The organism is Stenotrophomonas sp. YJH_SMC_81, from assembly GCF_059370875.1.
Window position 1 is genome coordinate 399,074 of the sequence record NZ_JCAFUB010000002.1, and the last position, 19,718, is coordinate 418,791.

16 protein-coding genes are annotated in these 19,718 nt (G+C 66.8%); 10 read left to right on the plus strand and 6 right to left on the minus strand.

Features of this window, described 5'->3' with window-relative positions:
• Positions 1-8: 8 nt before the first annotated feature.
• Complete coding sequence (gene gnd / locus AC5P8U_RS05425) at positions 9-914, plus strand: phosphogluconate dehydrogenase (NAD(+)-dependent, decarboxylating) (protein WP_447897359.1); 906 nt, start codon at positions 9-11, stop codon at positions 912-914.
• Between the two features lie 184 nt (positions 915-1,098).
• Here gnd and AC5P8U_RS05430 read toward each other — a convergent pair whose 3' ends face one another.
• Positions 1,099-2,142, minus strand: coding sequence for an oxidoreductase (locus AC5P8U_RS05430; RefSeq protein ID WP_072167182.1), 1,044 nt, complete (start codon positions 2,140-2,142; stop codon positions 1,099-1,101).
• A 172-nt stretch (positions 2,143-2,314) separates the two neighbouring features.
• On the opposite strand from AC5P8U_RS05430, the gene AC5P8U_RS05435 reads away from it, so the two are divergent.
• The 4 genes from AC5P8U_RS05435 to AC5P8U_RS05450 all read left to right on the plus strand — a co-directional run bounded on the left by AC5P8U_RS05435 (position 2,315) and on the right by AC5P8U_RS05450 (position 6,703).
• The gene (locus AC5P8U_RS05435) at positions 2,315-2,701 is read left to right on the plus strand and encodes a BON domain-containing protein (protein WP_072167181.1); all 387 of its coding nucleotides are present in this window, start codon (positions 2,315-2,317) and stop codon (positions 2,699-2,701) included.
• Positions 2,702-2,932: 231 nt separating this feature from the next.
• A complete protein-coding gene (locus tag AC5P8U_RS05440) occupies positions 2,933-4,750 on the plus strand; it encodes a sensor histidine kinase (protein ID WP_111007681.1) in 1,818 nt (605 codons plus the stop codon).
• Complete coding sequence (locus tag AC5P8U_RS05445) at positions 4,747-5,187, plus strand: response regulator (RefSeq protein WP_005411057.1); 441 nt, start codon at positions 4,747-4,749, stop codon at positions 5,185-5,187. The genes AC5P8U_RS05440 and AC5P8U_RS05445 overlap by 4 nt, the downstream gene beginning before the upstream one ends.
• Before the next feature lie 4 nt (positions 5,188-5,191).
• Positions 5,192-6,703, plus strand: a complete 1,512-nt coding sequence (locus AC5P8U_RS05450; RefSeq protein ID WP_005419354.1) for an ATP-binding response regulator — start codon at positions 5,192-5,194, stop codon at positions 6,701-6,703.
• A gap of 80 nt (positions 6,704-6,783) precedes the next feature.
• On the opposite strand, the gene AC5P8U_RS05455 is transcribed toward AC5P8U_RS05450, so the two are convergent.
• The gene (locus AC5P8U_RS05455) at positions 6,784-7,524 is read right to left on the minus strand and encodes a proteasome-type protease (protein ID WP_061479677.1); all 741 of its coding nucleotides are present in this window, start codon (positions 7,522-7,524) and stop codon (positions 6,784-6,786) included.
• Positions 7,525-7,613: 89 nt separating this feature from the next.
• Here AC5P8U_RS05455 and folK point away from each other — a divergent pair, with 89 nt between their 5' ends.
• Positions 7,614-8,099, plus strand: a complete 486-nt coding sequence (gene folK, locus AC5P8U_RS05460) for a 2-amino-4-hydroxy-6-hydroxymethyldihydropteridine diphosphokinase (protein WP_053498221.1) — start codon at positions 7,614-7,616, stop codon at positions 8,097-8,099.
• Between the two features lie 59 nt (positions 8,100-8,158).
• On the opposite strand, the gene AC5P8U_RS05465 is transcribed toward folK, so the two are convergent.
• Positions 8,159-8,896: a pteridine reductase gene (locus tag AC5P8U_RS05465; RefSeq protein WP_072167179.1), complete on the minus strand. Its 738-nt coding sequence runs from the start codon at positions 8,894-8,896 to the stop codon at positions 8,159-8,161.
• Between the two features lie 59 nt (positions 8,897-8,955).
• Between AC5P8U_RS05465 and AC5P8U_RS05470 the strand changes: the two genes are divergently transcribed.
• Both AC5P8U_RS05470 and AC5P8U_RS05475 read left to right on the plus strand, forming a co-directional pair.
• Positions 8,956-10,140 (plus strand): class I SAM-dependent methyltransferase, encoded by a 1,185-nt coding sequence (locus tag AC5P8U_RS05470; RefSeq protein WP_111007683.1) that lies wholly within the window; start codon positions 8,956-8,958, stop codon positions 10,138-10,140.
• Complete coding sequence (locus AC5P8U_RS05475; protein ID WP_181503425.1) at positions 10,128-10,529, plus strand: VanZ family protein; 402 nt, start codon at positions 10,128-10,130, stop codon at positions 10,527-10,529. Before AC5P8U_RS05470 ends, AC5P8U_RS05475 begins: the two co-directional genes overlap by 13 nt.
• Positions 10,530-10,647: 118 nt before the next feature.
• Here AC5P8U_RS05475 and AC5P8U_RS05480 read toward each other — a convergent pair whose 3' ends face one another.
• The 3 genes from AC5P8U_RS05480 to AC5P8U_RS05490 form a co-directional block, all read right to left on the minus strand.
• A complete protein-coding gene (locus AC5P8U_RS05480; protein WP_447897360.1) occupies positions 10,648-13,005 on the minus strand; it encodes a family 20 glycosylhydrolase in 2,358 nt (785 codons plus the stop codon).
• A 111-nt stretch (positions 13,006-13,116) separates the two neighbouring features.
• Positions 13,117-15,780 carry a TonB-dependent receptor gene (locus tag AC5P8U_RS05485; protein ID WP_088496524.1) on the minus strand — a complete coding sequence of 888 codons (2,664 nt, stop codon included), beginning with the start codon at positions 15,778-15,780 and terminating at the stop codon, positions 13,117-13,119.
• Positions 15,781-15,923: 143 nt separating this feature from the next.
• The gene (locus tag AC5P8U_RS05490) at positions 15,924-16,940 is read right to left on the minus strand and encodes a glucokinase family protein (RefSeq protein WP_072167174.1); all 1,017 of its coding nucleotides are present in this window, start codon (positions 16,938-16,940) and stop codon (positions 15,924-15,926) included.
• Between the two features lie 375 nt (positions 16,941-17,315).
• On the opposite strand from AC5P8U_RS05490, the gene AC5P8U_RS05495 reads away from it, so the two are divergent.
• Both AC5P8U_RS05495 and AC5P8U_RS05500 read left to right on the plus strand, forming a co-directional pair.
• Positions 17,316-18,608, plus strand: coding sequence for a sugar MFS transporter (locus AC5P8U_RS05495; protein ID WP_072167173.1), 1,293 nt, complete (start codon positions 17,316-17,318; stop codon positions 18,606-18,608).
• A gap of 39 nt (positions 18,609-18,647) precedes the next feature.
• A complete protein-coding gene (locus AC5P8U_RS05500; protein WP_005411045.1) occupies positions 18,648-19,715 on the plus strand; it encodes a LacI family DNA-binding transcriptional regulator in 1,068 nt (355 codons plus the stop codon).
• The last annotated feature ends 3 nt before the right edge of the window (positions 19,716-19,718 follow it).

A 19,718-nucleotide genomic window follows, 5' to 3' on the forward strand; every position in this document is an offset into this window, starting at 1 on the left:
GTGAAACAATGGATATTGCAATGATCGGCCTCGGCCGCATGGGCGCCAACATGGCCCAGCGCCTGCATCGCGGCGGCCACCGCGTGGTCGGCTACGACCCGGGCGAAAGTGCGCGCCAGCGCGCTGCAGAAGCCGGCCTGGAAGTGGTTGATTCGCTGGCCGCCGCCGTGGCCGCGCTGCCGGTGCCGCGCGTGGTGTGGCTGATGGTGCCGGCGGGTGAAACCGTCGACCAGACGCTGGGACAGCTGACCCCGCACCTGGCCGAGGGTGACATCGTCATCGACGGCGGCAACTCCAACTACCAGGACTCGATCCGTCGCGCCAAGGCGCTGGCGGAGGACGATCTGGGCTACGTCGACTGCGGCACCAGCGGCGGCGTGTGGGGCCTGCAGGAAGGCTACAGCCTGATGGTCGGTGGCGAAGCGCCGGTGGTGGAGCAGATCGCACCGCTGCTGCGCACGCTGGCTCCGGCGGAGGATCGCGGCTGGGCGCGTGTTGGTCCATCCGGCGCCGGCCATTTCACCAAGATGGTCCACAACGGCATCGAATACGGAATGATGCAGGCCTATGCCGAAGGCTTCGCGCTGATGGAGCGCAAGCAGGAAATGGAACTGGACCTGGCCCAGGTGGCCGAAGTCTGGCGCCACGGCAGCGTGGTGCGTTCGTGGCTGCTGGACCTGAGTACCGAAGCACTCAAGCGCAATCCGTCGCTGGATGGCATCGCGCCATACGTGGAGGATTCCGGCGAAGGCCGCTGGACCGTGGCCGAAGCCATCGCGCTGGACGTGTCGGCACCGGTGATCACGTTGTCGCTGCTGGAGCGCCTGCGTTCGCGCGAATCGAATTCGTTCACCGATCGCCTGCTGTCGGCGATGCGCAATGAATTCGGCGGCCACGCCATCAAGAAGTCGTAAGCACTGCGGTGGGGTCAGAGTCCTTCGGCGTTGCCGAAGGGATCCGACCCCGGGCAGATCGGGGTCGGATCCCTTTCCGCAGGAAAGGGCTCTGACCCCATGCAGCCAGTCGAGCATGGCTCGACTCTACAAAAGCCGTCTCTGATCGTTGCCACGTCATCCACGCATGGCGTGGATCTACTGGTCAGTCCAACGCGATCCGCCGCCCTTCGCGCGCGCTGTCCATGCCGGCCTGCAGCAGCCGCATCAACTGCAATGCCTGCATCGGGCTGACCGTCGCTTCGCCGTCGCCGTGCATCGCCGCTGCGAACTGCGCATACAACCGACGATAGTCGCCGGGCAGGTTGTCGACGGTGCTGCGCAGAACATTGTCTTCTGCATCACAGCGCACCAGTTCGCCATGCCGGGGATCGATGCCCCAACCGGGCGCACCCGGCGCTACGCCGCGGCGCAGCTGGGCCTCCTGCACATCCAGGCCGTACTTGATCCAGCTGGCCTTGCTGCCATGCACGCTGAAGTGCGGGGCAGGGGCAGCCACCAGCGAACCGGCATGCACGATGGCGCGATGCCGCGGGTAGTGCAGTACGGCGTGGAAGTAGTCGATGCCGGCGCCACCTTGGCGCTGCACGGCCAGATCCGCATCGATGGCGTCGGGCCAGCCGAACAGCACCAGCATCTGGTCCAGCAGGTGCGGGCCGAGGTCGTACCACAGGCCACTGCCTGGCCCGTCCTGTTCGCGCCAACGGTCGCGCACCTGCGGCCGGTAGCGGTCGAAATGCGCATGGCATTCGGCCACCTCGCCCAGCGTGCCTTCGGACAGCAGCGCCTGCAGCGTGAGGAAGTCGGCATCGAAGCGCCGGTTCTGGAACACGGTGGCGATGCGGCCGGCGTCGCGTGCTGCGGCCAGTACTGTTTCCGCTTCGGCCACATCCAGCGCAAAGGGTTTGTCGACCAGCACGTGCTTGCCGGCGGCCAGCGCGGCCATCGCCAGTGGCACGTGCTGTTCGTTCGGCGTGGCGATCACCACCGCATCCACCGCTGGATCGTCGAACACGTCCTGTGGCGTTGCACGCACGTGTACGTTGCTGAACGTGCGCAGCAACGTGTCGCGCTGCGAGCTGACGATGCTGTGCAGGACCAGGCCGGGCGTGTGCTGGATCAGAGGGGCATGGAAGACGCGGCCGGCGAGGCCGTAGCCGATCAGGGCCAGGTGCAGGTCGGGGCGCATGGCAGAGCTCCGGCTGGGGGGGAAGGGCAGGGTAAACGACGGATGCGGACAGCCCAAAACTGAACCGTTGCCGTTGGAAACGCTTCGATTCACGGCGGCATGACCGCGACGCCACGCCTGCTCTACGTGCGCTTGTCCAGACTGGCAGCACATCCCGAAGGAGAACGACACGATGAGCAATACCACTCGCACGCTGATTGCTTCTGCCCTGACGCTGGGCCTGGCACTGTCCTCCTCGGCCGCCTTCGCCAAGGACCCGGCCGCGAAGAGCCCGCCGGCCACCAGCGCACATCCGGCTACCCATGCGGATCGCCATGATTCCAACGAACCGGTGACCGACAGCTGGATCACCACCAAGGTGAAGGCGGACCTGCTGACCAGCAGCAACGTCCCCGGCACCGAGATCAAGGTGGAAACGGTGAACGGCGTGGTCAGCCTGAGCGGCACCGTGGCCACCCAGGCCGAGAAGGACAAGGCGGTCACCACCGCCAAGGGCATCAAGGGCGTGACCCGCGTCGATGCCGCCGCATTGAAGGTCAGCGCTGCCGCCAAGCGCTGAACCGGTTGGGCGCCCCCGCGTGGGGCGCCCGGTGACCTGTAGAGCCGAGCCACGCTCGGCTGGAACTCCAAGGCAGCCGAGCATGGGCTTGGCCCTACAGGTCTGATTGCCAACCCGTTCAGCCGACCGCGCTGGAAATTCCAGAGTTGTGACCGCCTGCGCTATATTGCCGGTTCCGCCGCAACCGGGCTCGACCCGGCCAACGCGTCGCGGCAGAGCTGACGAGGAACTATGGCGCTGGTTTTCAGTGACGACATCTGGGACCGCTGGCGGTTGCCGGCCTTGGCGCTGGCCGCCGCCGCGATTATCGTGGTGCCGTGGTTGACCCTGCGTAAACTGCAGCAGGACAGCGAACAAGCGATGGCCTGGGTCAACCACACCCAGGCCGTGGGCGTGGCACTGCAGCAACTGCAGGCCGATGTGCGCGACGTTGAATCGGCCGCGTTGACCCTGTCCAAGGGCGTGGATGCCCCCGGCCTGCGCGAGCGCATGGCCCGCGCCGATGAAATTCCCGGGCGCCTGGCCGAACTGGGCCGGATGACCCGCGACAATCCCGACCAGCTGATCCGCATCGGTCGGATCGAATCGATGCTGGAAGGCCGCATGACACTCGCCCGCGAGCTGGCCAGGTCCGAGCCGAACAGCGACCAGCGCGAGCTGGTGCAGGACCTGAGTACGCGCTATCCCATCCGCGGGCTGGTGGAAGAACTGCAGGCCAGCGAGCAGAAGCTGCTGGCGCTGCGCGCCGAGCAGGCGGCGCGCCAACGCAAGCAGACCGAACTGGTGTCGTGGAGTTCGCTGGTGATCCAGCTGGCGCTGCTCGGCCTGGTGCTGTGGCTGCTGCAGCGGCAGATCGGCCGTCGCCTGCATGCGGAGCGGCAATCGCTGCGCTCGGCTGCACGTGCGGCGTCGGTGCTGCAGACCGTGCGCGAACCGATCGTGCTGCTCGACCGCGACCTGCGCGTGCAGCTGCACAATCCAGCATTCGCTGAGCTGTACGGCCTGCAGGACGAGCGTGCCGACGGCCTGCTGCTGGAAAACGTTGGCGACAATGCATGGCAGGACCCGGTGGTCCGGCAGCGCCTGGCCGACGTACTGTCGCGCGGTCGCGAACTGTGGGACTTCGAGCACGAGCAGCGCACCGCTGACGGCGTGGTGCGCTACATGCTGCTCAACGCGCGGCGCATGCCGCTGCCCGACAGCGATGACGAGGTAGTGCTGCTGACCATCAGCGACGTCACCATGCAGCGCGCAGTGCAGCTGCGCGTGGAAGAGCTGAACCGCCAGCTGGAAGGCAAGGTTGCGCAGGTATCCGAGGTCAACCGCGAGCTGGAGGCCTTCAGCTATTCGGTCTCGCATGACCTGCGTGCACCGCTGCGCCACGTGGCCGGATTCTCCGACAAGCTGTCGCGCCACCTCGGCGATCAGGCCGATGACAAGAGCCGCCACTATCTGGACGTGATTTCCAGTTCGGCCCGGCGCATGGCAGCGTTGATCGACGACCTGCTGGTCTACTCGCGCCTTGGCCGTGCGGCGATGCGGCAGCAGGCGGTGGACATGCAGTCGCTGGTGGCCGACACCCGGGCCATGCTCGATTCCAACCTGCAGGCCGAGGCCGAGAACAGCGGCCATGTGCACCAGGTGGAGTGGAACATCGCGCCGCTGCCGATCGTGGTGGGCGACGAGAACATGATCCGCCAGGTCTGGCTCAACCTGCTCGGCAACGCAGTGAAGTACTCGGGCAACCGCGAGCCGGCGAAGATCCGCGTTGACTACCAGCAGCAGCCCGACGGCGGCCATCAGTTCACGGTCAGCGACAATGGTGCAGGCTTTGACATGGCCTACGCCGGCAAGCTGTTCGGTGTGTTCCAGCGCCTGCACAAGGCCAGCGACTATCCGGGGACCGGCATCGGCCTGGCCAGCGTGCGCCGCGTGCTGACCCGCCATGGTGGCCGTATCTGGGCCGAGGCCGAACCGGACGTCGGCGCCACTTTCCACTTCTACCTGCCTCCCGCGACCGACGCGGACAAACAAGGTCCCTCTGCATGACGACTCTGCGCACCATTCTTCTCGCCGAAGACAGCCCGGCGGACGCCGAAATGGCGATCGACGCCCTGGAAGAAGCGCGTCTGGCCAATCCCATCGTGCACGTCGAGGACGGCGTGGAAGTGATGGACTACCTGCTGCGTCGCGGTGCCTTCGCCAACCGCGAGGAAGGCTTGCCGGCGGTGCTGCTGCTGGACATCAAGATGCCGCGCATGGATGGCCTGGAAGTGCTGCGGCAGATCCGCGAGCACGAAGAACTCAAGCGGCTGCCGGTGGTGATCCTGTCGTCCTCGCGCGAGGAAAGCGACCTGGCCCGCAGCTGGGACATGGGCGTGAACGCCTACGTGGTCAAGCCGGTGGACGTGGACCAGTTCTTCGGCGCAGTGCAGACCCTGGGCAAGTTCTGGGCGTTGATCAACCAGGCACCGGAACTCGAGTGAGCCCATGCCCCTGACCGGTCCCGCCCTGGGGGCGCTGCGCATCCTGCTGGTGGAAGACTCACCGGAAGATGCCGAGCTGATGTCCGAACAGATGCTCGACGCGGGCCTGGAGGCCCGCTTCGAGCGTGTCGAGAGCGAGGCGGAACTGCGCCAGGCACTGGCGGTGTTCCAGCCGGACATCGTGCTGTCCGACCTGAGCATGCCGGGGTTCTCCGGTGACGACGCGCTGCGCATCGTGCGCGAGACCTCGCCGGAGGTGCCCTTCATCTTCGTCTCCGGCACGATGGGTGAGGAGAATGCGGTGGCGGCGCTGCAGAAGGGCGCCAACGACTACATCATCAAGCACCAGCCTGCGCGCCTGCCTTCGGCGGTCGCGCGTGCGATCCGCGATGCACGCAGTGCGGTCGAGCGCGCACGCGTGGAAACCGAACTGATGCGTGCGCAGCGGCTGGAAAGCCTGTCTCTGCTTGCCGCCGGGCTCAGCCACGACCTGCGCAACATCCTGCAGCCGTTGCTGATCATGCCGGACCTGCTGAAGGCCCGCACCGAGGATCCGCAGCTGCACCACCTGGCCGACGTCATCGCCGAGTGTGGCCGCCGCGGCCATGAGATGGCCGAGTCGATGCTGTCGTTCGTGCGTGGTTCGCGCAAGCCGAGCGAGCGCATCGAGATCGATGGCCTGTTCGATGCGGTGGCGCTGCTGTTGCGCAGCAACGTGCCCGATGCCGTGCGCCTGGAACTGCAGGTGCTGGACGAAGGCCTGGTAGTCGACGCCAACTACACCGAACTGCAGCAGGTAATGCTGAACCTGGCGCTCAACGCGATCCAGGCGATGCCCAACGGTGGCCGCCTGAGCCTGACCGCCAGCCATGCCGGCCAGCGCGATGGCGTGGACTGGATGCAGATCTGCGTGTCCGACGAAGGCATCGGCATGGATGCGGACACGCTGTCGCACCTGTTCAATCCGTTCTTCACCACCAAGGCCGATGGCACCGGCCTGGGCCTGATTTCCTGCAAGCGCATCGTCGAAGGCGCCGGCGGCAGCATCCATGTCAGCAGCCAACCAGGGCAGGGCACCTGCTTCGAGCTGCGCTTGCCGATGCACGAAGCCAGCGACGGCAGCGAGCCGATCGAGCAGCTGGTGGCCCTGGGCAGTGGCCAGTCGATCCTGGTGGTCGACGGCGAAGCCACGCGCCTGTCGCTGCTCGGCAACGCGCTGTCCAGCCAGGGGTATCAGCTGCAGCTGGCCTCCGATGGCCCGGCGGCGCTGCGCTGGATGCAGCAGGAGGCGATGCCGGCGCTGGTGATTGCAGACGCCGGCTCAAAGCTGCTGCCGGCCAGCCAGCTGCTGGGCGAGATGGCTGCGCTGGGCTATCGCGGCCCGGCGCTGGTGCTGGAGGACGCGGCGGTGGCGGTGCCTGCCGATGCCTTCCCGGCCGGCGTGGACGTCCATGTACTGCGCAAGCCGCTGCAGATGCAGCAGGTGTTCCGGGCAGTGGCCGAGGCGCTGGGCTGATGCCGCTGGGGTTCTGTGGAGCCGAGCCTATGCTCGGCTGCTGTTCGCATTGACCTCGACAGCCGAGCATGGGCTCGGCTCTACAGGGCGGTTTCCCAGGGGAACCGCGGCAGCGCGTCCACCGCCTGTTCCAGCCGCCGCGACCAGTTCTGGTGGATGTCGGCATACAGCGTGGAATCCGCGCCCAGCCGCAGCTGCTGGCCGATGCGCAGTTCACCGTCGCGCAGCAGCGCCAGGTCGATCGGCAGGCCTACCGACAGGTTGGAACGGATGGTGGAGTCCAACGAGACGATCGCCGTGCGGGCAGCATCCTCCAGGCGCGTGGCGGGGCTGAGGATGCGGTCGAGGATCGGCTTGCCGTACTTGGATTCACCGATCTGCAGGTAGGGCGTCTCCGGCGAGGCGGCTATGGCGTTGCCGAGCGGGTAGATCATGTACAGCCCGGGCCGCTCGCCGGCGATCTGGCCGCCGAAGATCAGCGTGGCCTGGGTGTTGACCCCGTCATGGCCGTGTTCGCTGTGGCTGCTGTGCACCTGGCTGTCCACCAGCAGCTGCCCCACATACGCGGCGGCTTCGAACAGGTGGGTCATGTCGCGCAGGTTGGGCACGCGCCGCTCTGCGGCGTCGCGGCCCAGGCGCGACACCAGCAGCTGGGTGGTGGCCAGGTTGCCAGCCGCCATCAGCACGTAGGCTGCCTGGCCGGGATATTCGAACACGTGCAGCTTGCGATGCACGCGTACATCGTCCAGCGAGGCATTGGTCCGGGTGTCGGCAGCGAAGACCAGGCCCTCGTCCACCTCGATTCCAACGCAATAGGTCATGTCGGTGCCCTATCATGTGCGTCCCGGATTGTAGGCAGGCCGCCGTGACGACGGCATGTCCACGCCCCCCTCGCTGCCACCTGAACCGCATGACGACCGTGCTCCTGAGCCTGGGCAGCAATGTCCAGCCCCGCCGCTACCTCCACGCCGCGGTGGCGGCCCTGCGCGAGCGCTTCGGCGCGCTGCAGGTCTCGCCGGCCTACCGTACCGCCGCGGTCGGCTTCGACGGCCCGGCCTTCCTCAACAACGCGGTGGCGATCGAGACGGACTTGCCGCTGCAGGAACTGGACGACTGGCTGCATGCGCTGGAAGACGCGCACGGCCGCGACCGTAGTGGGCCGCGCTTCTCCGACCGGACCCTGGATATCGACGTGGTGTTCTACGGCGACCTGGTGGTGGAAGGTCCCGGCCACCTGCGCATTCCCCGTCCCGAACTGAAGCATGCCTTCGTGCTGAAGCCGCTGGCCGACATCGCGCCCGACTTCATCGATCCGGTCAGCGGGCTGGACCTGGCCACGCTGTGGCGCGCGCACGCGCAGTTTGGGGAGGCGTTCGAGGTGGTTGACCTGGATTGATGGAGGTTGCCGGCAGCGGCCGGCATGACCGGTAGCGCCGGCCGCTGGCCGGCAACCTCTCAGCTGACCGTGCGCCCGCCATCCACGCGCAGCGTGTGGCCGGTGACGAAGCTGGCTTCGGCCACCAGCCAGTACACCGCTTCGGCGATCTCCTCGACCGTACCGATCCGCGCCAAAGGCGTGCGCGCCAGCAGGGCCTCGCGGGCGAAATCGTCCTTGCCCTGTTCCGGCCACAGGATCGCGCCGGGCGCCACCGCATTGACCCGCACCTTGGGCGCCAGCTCCAGCGCCAGCGAGCGGGTGGCCATCTCCAGCGCGGCCTTGGCCATGGTGTAGGCGATGTGGTCGCGCATCGGGTCGGTGCCGTGCAGGTCGGTCAGGTTGACGATGCAGCCCTGCTGGCGGCGCAGGTAGGGCGCGGCCGCCTGTGACAACAGCAGTGGCGCGCGCGCATTGACTGCATACAGCTCGTCCATCGCCTCGGCGGTGATCTGGCCGAGCGGGGTGGCATAGAAGTTGGAGGCGTTGTTGACCAGAGCGTCCAGGCGGCCGAAGTGGGTAACGGCCTGTTCCACCAGGTCGGGCAGGGCGTCGGCATCACGCAGGTCGGCCTGAAGGGCCAGCACGCTGCCGGGGCGCACGTTGTCGAAATCGAACGCGGCCTGCTGCAGTTCGGCGCTGGAGGTGTTGGCATGCAGTACCACCGACCAGCCACAGGCGTGGAACTGGCGGGCGATGGCCGCACCGATCCGGCGCGCGCTGCCGGTGATCAGGACCACGGGGTGGGTATCGCTCATCGAGGGTCCTCCAAGGCTCGGCTATCCTGTGCACCATTGTCACCGCATTCGAAGACGCCATGCAGCCCACCTTCCCCCTGCCCGAAGCCGATGCCCTGGCCCACAGCGACCAGCTGGCGGCCGCCCTGCGCGCCGAAATCCTTGCGCAGGGCGGGGCGATGCCGTTCTCGCGCTTCATGGAGCTGTGCCTGTACACCCCAGGCTGGGGCTACTACAGCGCCGGCGCCAGCAAGTTCGGAGGCAGCGGCGACTTCACCACCGCACCCGAGCTCGGCAGCCTGTTCGCCGGCAGCGTGGCCAATGCGCTGGCGCCAGTGTTCGCCCAGCTGGGCGCGCAGGCCCGCATGCTGGAACTGGGCGGCGGTACCGGCGCCTTCGCCGAGGCCGTGCTGCTGCGCCTGGACGAACTGGACGCGCTGCCATCGCGCTACGCCATCCTCGAACCCAGCGCCGACCTGCGCGAGCGCCAGCAGCAGCGCCTGCAGCAGAACCTGCCGGCCGAGTTGGCCGCGCGCGTGGGCTGGATCGACCGCCCGTTCGAGGAGGACTGGGAGGGCGTGGTGTTCGCCAACGAGGTGATCGACGCGCTGCCGACCCCGCGTTTCCTGATCCGGGACGGCGAGGTCTATGAGGAAACCGTCGAGCTTGATGGCGAAGGCAACTTCATCCGTGGCGCGCAGCCGGCTGACATCCTGCTCAACGGTGCGGTGCGCCACATCGAGCGCTACCTGGAAAAGCCCTTTGCCGACGGTTACCGCTCCGAGGTGCTGCCGCAGCTGCCGTACTGGCTGCAGGCAGTGGCTGGCGGCCTGCAGCGTGGTGCGATGCTGTTTGTCGATTACGGCTACAGCCGCAGCGAGTTCTACCAGCACGACCGCGACGATGGCACGGTCCGCGCGTTCTACCGCCACCACGTGCATAACGACGTGCATCGTTGGCCCGGCCTGCAGGACATCACCGCGTCGGTGGATTTCACCGCGATGGCCGAGGCGGGCATGCACGGTGGTTTCGAATTGGCGGGGTACTGCAGCCAGGCCAGTTTCCTGCTCGGCAACGGCCTGGACCAGGTGCTGCTGCTGGCCGAAGAGCGTACGGATGAGGTCGGCCGCATCCAGCTGCGTGACCAGGTGAAGAAGCTGACCCTGCCGACCGAGATGGGCGAGCGCTTCCAGGCCATCGGCCTGCAGCGCGGCGTCGACTTCGAGCCGGCGTTCGAACTGGGCGACCTGAGCTGGCGCCTGTGAGCAGTGCGTTGCCGCTGATCAAGCCGCTGCGGCGGCCGCGGCTGTGGACCGCGCTTTGGACATTGGCGGTGTTGCTGGTGATCGTGGTCTGCCTGATCCCACCACCGCCGATCCCGCTGCCGGAAAACAGCGACAAGGGCGAGCACTTCCTCGCCTACTTCCTCCTGGCCGGCAGCGCGGTGCAGCTGTTCCGGCCGGGGCGCCCGCTGCTGTGGGTGGGCGTGGGGCTGGTGCTGATGGGCGTCGGCATCGAGTTCGCGCAGGGTACGCTGACCAGCAACCGCACTGCTGACCCGATGGATGCGCTGGCCAACACGATCGGCGTGCTGGCCGGCATGGCCACGGCACTGACCCCGTTGCGCGATCTGCTGATGCGCTGGCGGGGCTGAGGTTCCTGTAGAGCCGAGTCCGTGCTCGGCTCCCTCCCGAAAGGCAGCCGAGCATGGGCTCGGCTGTACAGTAGATCCACGCCATGCGTGGATGGATTGCGCCAGGACAGGCTTGCGGTTACTTCTTCAGCGTGACCTCATCCAGCACCCACATCGCCGGGCGCGTATCGCCGGTGAAGTTGATGCACAGGTCACCCGTGCCCTGCGTGCCCTTCGGCAGCGCCGCACGCAGGGTCACGAAGCCATCGGCATCGGGCGTGGCCGGCAGCGGTACTTCAGCCAGCACCTTGCCCGTGCAATCACCGCGGCGGATCAGCATTTCGCCGTGTGCGCTCCGGGCCTTTTCGAAGCGACGCTTGGGTTCATCGTGGGCCAGCTGGAAGTAGTACGGAATGCGGCCCGCGCGGACCTCCACGCTGCCGATGCCGTCCAGCTGCGCCTGCGGCCAGCGCCAGCATGGCTGGAAGATGTCGACGTTGAACACCGCACGCGTTCCCTCGCTCGGGCCGTCGTCTTCCAGGCGCAGCACCAGCCCCTTCTTGCCCACACAGCTGAGCAGCGCATCGCTGCGGCGGCTGAGCAGCGACTGCGCGGTGAACGTGGCGATGGTCGGCTTCGCGGCCAGCATCTGGCCCTGGTAGAACGCGGCGGCCTGCACGGTGGTCGGCAGCGTCGCGGTCAGCGGCTGCTGGTACAACGGCGACTGCGCGGTCACCGGCTGGCCATCGGTGCTGTAGCGCACTTCATAACCCAGCGGGTTGGCCAGCGATAGGGTCACGGAGTTTTTCGCGCGATCATCGGTGTAGTCCACGCCCACTTCGAACGGGGTCTGAGCGTAGGCCAGGCCCCAGGCACGGTAGCGCTGCAGCTGCGCGGGCAGGCGCGCGAGGAAATCGCGGAAGTCGCGATGTTCCGGCGTACTCCAGCCGGTCTCGGCCACGGCGGCCAGGCGCGGGAACAGGTTGTGCTGCAGGCGCGCGTAGGTGCGCGTGTGCTCGGTAAACATGTTGGCCTGCAGGCCGAGAATGTGCTGGCGCTTGTCGGCCGCCAGCTCGGCCGGCACCGGCTCGAAGTTGTACAGCTTGCCGAGGTTGACCTGGGTCGGGCGGCCCGGCGGTTCATTCGGCGAGGCCGTCTGCAGGTAATCCAGGTACAGGTACCCCACCGGCGACATGACCACGTCATGGCCGGCACTGGCTGCAGCCAGGCCACCTTCGGTGCCCTGCCACGACATCACCGTGGCCTGCGGTGGTAGGCCGCCTTCGAGGATTTCGTCCCAGCCGATCAGGCGCCGGTCGTGCTGCTCCAGGAAGGTCTCCAGGCGCTTGATGATGTGGCTCTGCATGGCCATTTCATCCTTGATGCCCAGCGCACGCATGCGCTGCTGCACCTGTTTCGAGGCTTCCCACTGGTCCTTGACTGCTTCGTCGCCGCCGACGTGGACGTACTTCGCAGGGAACAGCGCGATCACTTCTTCCAGTACGTTCTCGAGGAAGGTGACGGTGCTGTCTTCCACGTTGAACAGGTTCGGGAACACGCCCCATTCGCTGATCGGCTTCAGCGGGGTGTTGATTGAACCCAATTCCGGGTACGCGGCGATCGCCGCGGTGGCATGGCCGGGCACGTCGATTTCTGGAATCACCTGGATATGCAGCCTGGCGGCATAGGCGATCACTTCGCGGATCTGCTCCTGCGTGTAGAAGCCGCAGTACGGATGCTCCTTGCCACTGGCCGGATCGATGCCACCGTCGCCGGCCGGCAGGCGGCAGCTGCCCACCTCGGTCAGCTTCGGGTAGCGCTTGATCTCCATGCGCCAGCCCTGGTCATCGGTGAGGTGCCAATGGAAGGTATTGAGCTTGTGCGCGGCCATGGCATCGAGCACGCGCTTGATCTCGTCCAGGCTCTGGAAATGCCGCGCCGAGTCGAGCATGAAACCGCGCCAGCCGAAGCGCGGCGCGTCCTGGATCTGCACCGCCGGCAGCACGCCGTTGCTGCCACCCGTGGCCAGCTGGGCAAGCGTGGTTGCGCCGTAGAACAGGCCGGTTTCGTTGCCGGCCTGCACCAGTACGCCCTGCGCGGTGCTTTCCAGCGTGTAGCTCTCACCGCTGTCGCGGAAGGTCGGAACGATCTGGAAGCGGATGCTGCCCGACGTGCCTGCCGCCTTGCCCTTGGCCGGTATGAGTCGCGGACCGCCACTGCGGGCCAGCAGGTCGGCGAACTGGGTGGCGACGCGCTGCGCGGCTTCGCCTTCGGCGTGCAGCGCGGTATCGGCGCGTACGGTGATGCCGCTGCCCTGGCCGTGCTGCACGGTAGCGGGCGCGGGAATCAGCATCAGGCTGCCGGCACGCAGCTGCGGACCCGGTGCTTCAGCGGCCGGCGTGGGATCGGCGGCGAGTGCGGGCAGTGCCGGCAACAGGGCGAGCAGGCTGCCCAGCAGCACTGCGCTGCGCATCCGGGCGCGGGAAGGCTTGACCATCGGAACGACTCCTTGGAACGGTGCGATGAACGCTATACATGAAAAACGCCGGGCCCGGAATGACCCAGGCCCGGCGTGCGTGCACGACTCGGCGATGTTGCTGCCGCTGGATCAGTACTTGAAGCGGAAGTTGAGGTAGTACTGGCGACCGTTGCTGTAGAACGAGGTCGGGATGGCCGCGGTCTGGTAGTACTTGTAGGTCGGGTTGTTGAGGTTCAGGCCATCCAGGCTGATGCTCAGCCAATCGGTGGCCTTGTAGCTCAGCGATGCCGACAGCGTGCCGAAATCATCCTGATAATACGGGTTGGTGCCCGACAGGCTGATCAGGAACGAGGAACGGCGGGTGTAGCTGACCCGGGCGCCAAAACGCTCGTTCTCGAAGTAGGCACCCACGTTGTAGGTGTTCTTCGAGGTGCCCAGCAGGTTGTGCGAACCATCCGACCAGGTGTGCGAGGTGGTGCCGTTGGCGTAGGTGTAGTTGGCATTGATGCCGAAGTACTCGCCGATCGGCTGCTCGTAGGCCACTTCCACGCCGGTGACCTTGCCGTCGGCATTGATCGGGGTGGAGATCTGGTAGGTCTCAAGCTGGTTGGTCAGTTCGCTGTAGAGCTGGCGCGAGACCACGTCGAAGGCGATGTAGTCCTTCAGCTTCATGTGGTACGCACCCACCGACAGCAGGCCGCGCGGCATGAAGTACCACTCCAGGTTGGCATCCAGGTTGGTCGACAGGGTCGGCTTGAGGTTCGGATTGCCGCCGCCGCCGGTGCGGTTCAGGTCCGAGCCGTACGAGGACGCGCCCAGTGCCGAGTAGTCCGGCAGGGTCTGGGTCTGCGAGGCGGCGACACGCAGCACCAGCGAGTCGTCCAGGTCGAACTTGATGTTGGCGCTGGGCAGGACACGGTTGCGCTTGTTCTGGAAGGCCAGGCGCTCCCACATGCCGAACAGGCTGCTGACATCGGCATCTGCGGCCTTGCTGACGGCGTTGTAGGTGTCGATGTCCTGCTTGATGTTGACGTAGCGCAGGCCGACGTTGCCGCTCCACCAGTCGCCGCGGAAGTTGGCCTGCACGTAGCCGGCGAAGTTCTTTTCCTTCACCTTCCACTCGGCGCCATAGTTGTGGCGACCGGTCGGGCCGTCATTGCCGGCCAGCCAGGTGGAGTTGTTGGTCACCGCGTCCTTCAGCGCGCCCGGGGTGAAGTACCACAGGTTGCGCGGGAAAGTGCCGCCGATGTCACCGGCAAAGCCGCTGGGATAGTTGGCCGTGGCACCGTTCTTCAGCGCGCTCCAGATGTCACCCGGGGTTGCACCTTCCGGCGACAGCGCTTCGCGCTTGTGGTCGGCGAAACGCAGGCCGAAGTCGATCGAGCTCAGTACGCCGCCATCATTGAAGTACTGGTTGAAGTCGAGCGTGGCCCACTTCTCCTTGTCTTCAGCGGTGACCTGCTGGTTGCCCCAGGTGCCGAAGCTGGTCACGCCGTTGGGCGAGAGGTCGCCGCCGACGTTCCAGTCGATCGGCGAGCCATTGCCGTGGGTGGCCCAGCTGGCGCCGCCGCCGTTGGCCAGGGTGACCTCGGCGATGTACTGGCGCGGCGTCTCGCCGGTGCCCTTGGTGCTGCCGGCCTGGAACGTGGCGGTCAGGCTGTCGCTGATCTGCCAGTCGGCATCGAAGGTGACATAGCTCGACTTGGCCTTCGACTCGCGGTAGATCATGTCGTACACCGCATAGTCGGTGCCCGGCACGCCCCTGTAGGTGGCGTTGGTCAGCACGCCGTCCTTGACCACATAGCCCGGATCCGGCGCCTGCGACTTGGCGAAGCTGTTGCCGAACATCATGAAGTTGCGGTTGTAGTTGTTGGCCTTCAGCTCGGAGCTGAAACCATTCAGGCCCAGGGTGAGGCTGTCGCTCGGCTTGAACTGCAGCGAGACCAGGCCGCCCTTGCGTTCGCGGGTCTGTTCGAACAGGGTCGAACCCAGCAGGCCCGGCACGTTGACGCCGATCAGGTCCGGATTGGTCCTGGCGACCGGGTCGCCGGCGCCGATCTTGAAGAAGCCGCCCGGGATTTCCTGCGCTTCACGGCGCAGTTCGCGCTTCTGGCTGAAGCCCTGCACCATCACGCCGAAGGTGCCTTCGTCGTTCTTGTAATTGAACAATGCCGAGTACTGCGGATCGGTCGATTTGGCCAGGTCCGAACGCACCGCACCGATGGAGCCTTCCGCGGTGAACGGCTTGGAGAATTCCAGCGGCTTGCGGGTGATGATGTTGACGGTACCGGTGGTGCCGCCGTCCTGCAGCTTGGCCTGCGAGGACTTGTTCACTTCCACCGAGCTGACCAGTTCCGACGGCAGCAGCGAGTAGCTGACGCTGCGGCCGACGTTGTTGCCCTGGCTGAGCACGAACCAGTCGGCCGAGCCGACGGTGTGGCCGTTGATCAGGGTCTGGGTCAGGCTCGGGCTGGTGCCGCGCAGGCTGACACGGTCGGCTTCATCGAAGCCACCTTCGTCGGCGCTGGACGAGCTGATGTTCACGCCCGGCAGGCGCTGCAGGGTATCGGCAACGTTGTGCGCGGGCAGCTTGCCCACGTCTTCGGCGGTGACCACTTCCACGCGCGCATTGGCTTCGCGCTTGGTGTCCAGCGACTTTTCCATCGAGCCACGGATGCCGGTAACGGTCACGGTGTCCAGATCGGTGGCGGTCGGGGCCGCCTGCTGTGCGTGCGCACTGAAGGCGATGCAGCTGACGATGGCGGCCGAAAGCAGGGTCTTGCGGGTGTTCATGATGTCTCTCCTCATCACTCGATTGGGTGCCGGCGGCGGTGTTCGGTTACGGTTGCGATGACATGCGCGGGGCGGCGGCGAAGTCCCGTGCGTTGGCGTGCCACGTACTGCGTGCTGCGATTGCGTTGAAGCCTGTTGCGGTGTCAGGCGGCCGATTGCTGCAGGTACCAGCTGGCAGCGCCGACCACGCCCAGCTGGCCGTGTTCGACGACCTTCACCGGGATGCGTGCCAGCGCTTCGCCCATCGGCCCCTTCTGCAGGTAGCGTTCGACGAAGGTGCTGGCGTGCAGGTATTCGCGGATCTGCGGCAGGATGCCGCCGGCCAGGTAGACGCCACCGTGGGCGCCGTAGAACAGCGCCATGTCGCCGATGGTGCTGCCGAGCAGGCCACAGAACACGTCCAGCGCCTGGCGCGCATGTGCATCGGTATCGGCCATGGCGGCGGCGGTGACTGCGTCGGGGCTTGCCAGGGTCGGCGCCTGCCCCTGCAGTGCACACACCGCACGGTACAGGTTCATCAGGCCGGGGCCGGAGATCGCATGCTCGATCGACACGTGCGCGCGGTCGCGCTGCATGTGGCGGACGATGGCCATTTCCAGTTCGGTGCTGGCCGCCAGGGTCGGCTGGCCGGCTTCGGTGGGCAGCACCACCGGGCCGTGCGCTGTGGGGATCCACAGCGCGGCGCCCAGACCGGTGCCGGGGCCGACCACGAGGGTCGGGCCACGCGCGGCGGTCTCCGGCCCGCACAGGTGCAGCACGCCGCTGGCGTCCACCTGCGCGGCGGCGTAGGCCACCGCTTCGAAATCGTTGACGATGTAGACCCGCTGCAGGCCGACGTCGGCCTCCACCTGGCGCGCCGACAGCGGCCACGGCAGGTTGGCGGTGATCACCGTGCCGTCTTCGCGGGCATAGCCGGCGCTGGCGACCACGCAATGCGTGGGCCGCGGGCCTTCGCCCAGGAAGTCGGACAGGATCGCGCTGAGGCCGGCATGGTCGGCATTGCGGTACTTGCGGTACTCCAGCACCTGCACCGGATGGGCGGCGTCACCGCTGGCCTGGACCCGGGCCACGCGCACATGGGTGCCACCGACGTCGGCGGCCAGGAACGAGGGCGCGACGCGGGACAGGACATGCGACGGGGCGGGGTGGCTGGCGGTCACGCGGGCTCCTGCTGCAGGTGGGCCGGCCCGGGGATCGGGGGCGGCGATTGGGGCGGAGTCTGTAACCGCGCTGACAACGATGTCAACGAGTTCGTGACACTTTCGTTGCTGCGTCGCAACGAATGCGGCGCGCAGTAAACGTTTACACGGTGTGAGTGCGGGTTTCACATGGGAACCATTGGCGCACGGGGCTCTAGGCCTGCCGCGCATTCAGCGGGGCGTACCGCGGCGGACTTGCGCAGTGCAGCACAAGGTTCAGGCAGGCGTGCATGGAAGTTGACAAACCGCCGTTGTCCATCGAAAGAATGTGACAACGTTGTTCCCAGCCACTCTCCGACGCCGCGTTCTGCGGCCGTCGCCGCAGGAGCCCTCCTGATGTCCGCCGTCCCCGCTGCAAGCGCGCGCCCGAACGTGGCCACCTCCATCGCCATCGTTGGCGTGTTGTTCTTCCTGATCGGCTTCTTCACCTGGCTCAACGGCCCGCTGATCACCTTCGTCAAGTTGGCCTTCGAACTCAGCGAGGTCGGCGCCTTCCTGGTGCTGATGGTGTTCTACCTGTCCTATTTCTTCCTGGCCCTGCCGGCGTCCTGGATCCTGCGCCGCACCGGCATGAAGAAGGGCCTGAGCCTGAGCCTGCTGGTGATGGCCGGTGGTGCCGCGCTGTTCGGTGAATTCGCCACCCAGCGCTGGTACCCGGGCGCACTCGGCGGCCTGTTCGTGATCGGCAGCGGCCTGGCGCTGCTGCAGACCGCGATCAATCCCTACATCTCCATCCTTGGTCCGATTGAAACCGCGGCACGCCGCATCGCGCTGATGGGCATCTGCAACAAGATTGCCGGCATGCTGGCGCCGGTGCTGATCGGCACTCTGGTGCTGCATGGCATCGGCGATCTGGACAAGCAGGTGCAGGCTGCCGACGCGGTCACCAAGGCCGCGCTGCTCAACGAATTCGCCGCCAAGATCCATGCGCCGTACCTGGCGATGGCCGCGCTGCTGGTGGTGCTGGCGGTGGCCGTGCTGTTCTCGCCTCTGCCCGAGATCAAGTCCTCCGAAGCCAATGCAACGCCGTCAGGGGCACCGGGAACGGCCGAGCGCCGCAGCATCTTCCAGTTCCCGCATCTGTGGCTGGGCGTGCTGTGCCTGTTCGTGTACGTAGGCGTGGAAGTCATGGCCGGTGATGCGATCGGCACCTACGGCCACGGTTTCGGCTTGCCGCTGGACCAGACCAAGATGTTCACCTCGCTGACGCTGGGTGCGATGTTGGCCGGCTACGTGGTCGGCCTGCTGGCGATCCCTGGCCTGGTCTCGCAGTCGCGCTACCTGACCATTTCGGCAGTGATGGGCGTGGTGTTCTGCCTGGGCGCCTGGGCTACGCACGGCTACGTCTCGGTGGCTTTCGTGGCGCTGCTGGGCTTTGCCAACGCCATGATGTGGCCGGCCATCTTCCCGCTGGCGATCCGCGGCCTGGGCCGCTTCACCGAGACCGGCTCGGCCCTGCTGGTGATGGGCATCGCCGGCGGCGCGATCATTCCGCAGCTGTTCGCCGTGCTCAAGCAGCACATCGACTTCCAGCTGGTGTTCGTGCTGCTGATGGTGCCGTGCTACCTGTACATCCTGTTCTACTCGGTGATCGGCCATCGTGCCGGCCTGCCGCAGGACAAGGCCTGATCGGCGATGATGGACGGCAGCCAACCCCAGGGAAAACCCATGCGCAGAGCGACCATCAAGGACGTTGCGGAGAAGGCCAAGGTCTCGCTGAAGACGGTCTCGCGGGTGATCAACAACGAGCCCTCGGTGATGCAGGCCACCCGTGCGCGGGTGCTGCGTGCCATCGCCGAGCTCGACTACGAGCCCGATCCGTCCGCGCGCAACCTGCGCAGCGGCACTACCTTCGTGATCGGGCTGGTCTACGACAACCCGAACCCGTACCACATCATCGGCGTGCAGAACGGCGTGCTGGCCGCGTGCCGCGAGACCGGTTTCGGCCTGCAGATCCATCCCTGTGATTCGAGCTCGCCGTTGCTGGCCGATGAACTGGCCGACTGGGTGCAGCGCTCGCGGCTGGCGGGGCTGGTGCTGACCGCGCCGATGTCCGAGCGCCGCGACCTGATCCAGGCGCTGACCGCGCGTGGCATCAAGCTGGTGCGCATCATCGCCGCCACTGAAGACCCGGCCGACGGCGCCTGCGTGTTCGTCGACGACCGCGAGGCGGCCTACGAGATCACCGAGCACCTGATCCAGCTGGGCCACCAGCGCATCGGCTTCCTCTGGGGCGGCAGCTCGCACCGCTCCTCGGGCGAACGCTACGCCGGTTACGAAGCCGCGCTGAAGGACTACGGCATGACCGTGGACAAGCACCTGGTGGTGCAGGGCGATTACACCTTCGACGATGGTTTCCGTGGGGCGCGCCGCCTGCTGGCGCTGCGCGAACCGCCCACCGCCATCTTCGGTTCCAACGACGAAATCGCTGCCGGCGTGCTGGCCGCCGCCAAGTCGGCCGGCATGAACGTGCCGTACGACCTGTCCATCGCCGGTTTCGAGGACAGCCCGTTCTCGCGCCAGTCGTGGCCACCGCTGACCACCGCCAAGCAGGCCACCGAGGACATCGCCCGCCACGCCGCGCGCCTGCTGATCGCACAACTGCGCAGCGACGCCTACGACGATGCGCCGGCACCGCTGCACAACCAGGGCTTCGTGCCGCAACTGGTGGTGCGCGGTTCGACCGCGCCGATGCGCCCGGCCGGCGCACGCCCCCTTCCTTCCGATCCTGCCTGAGCC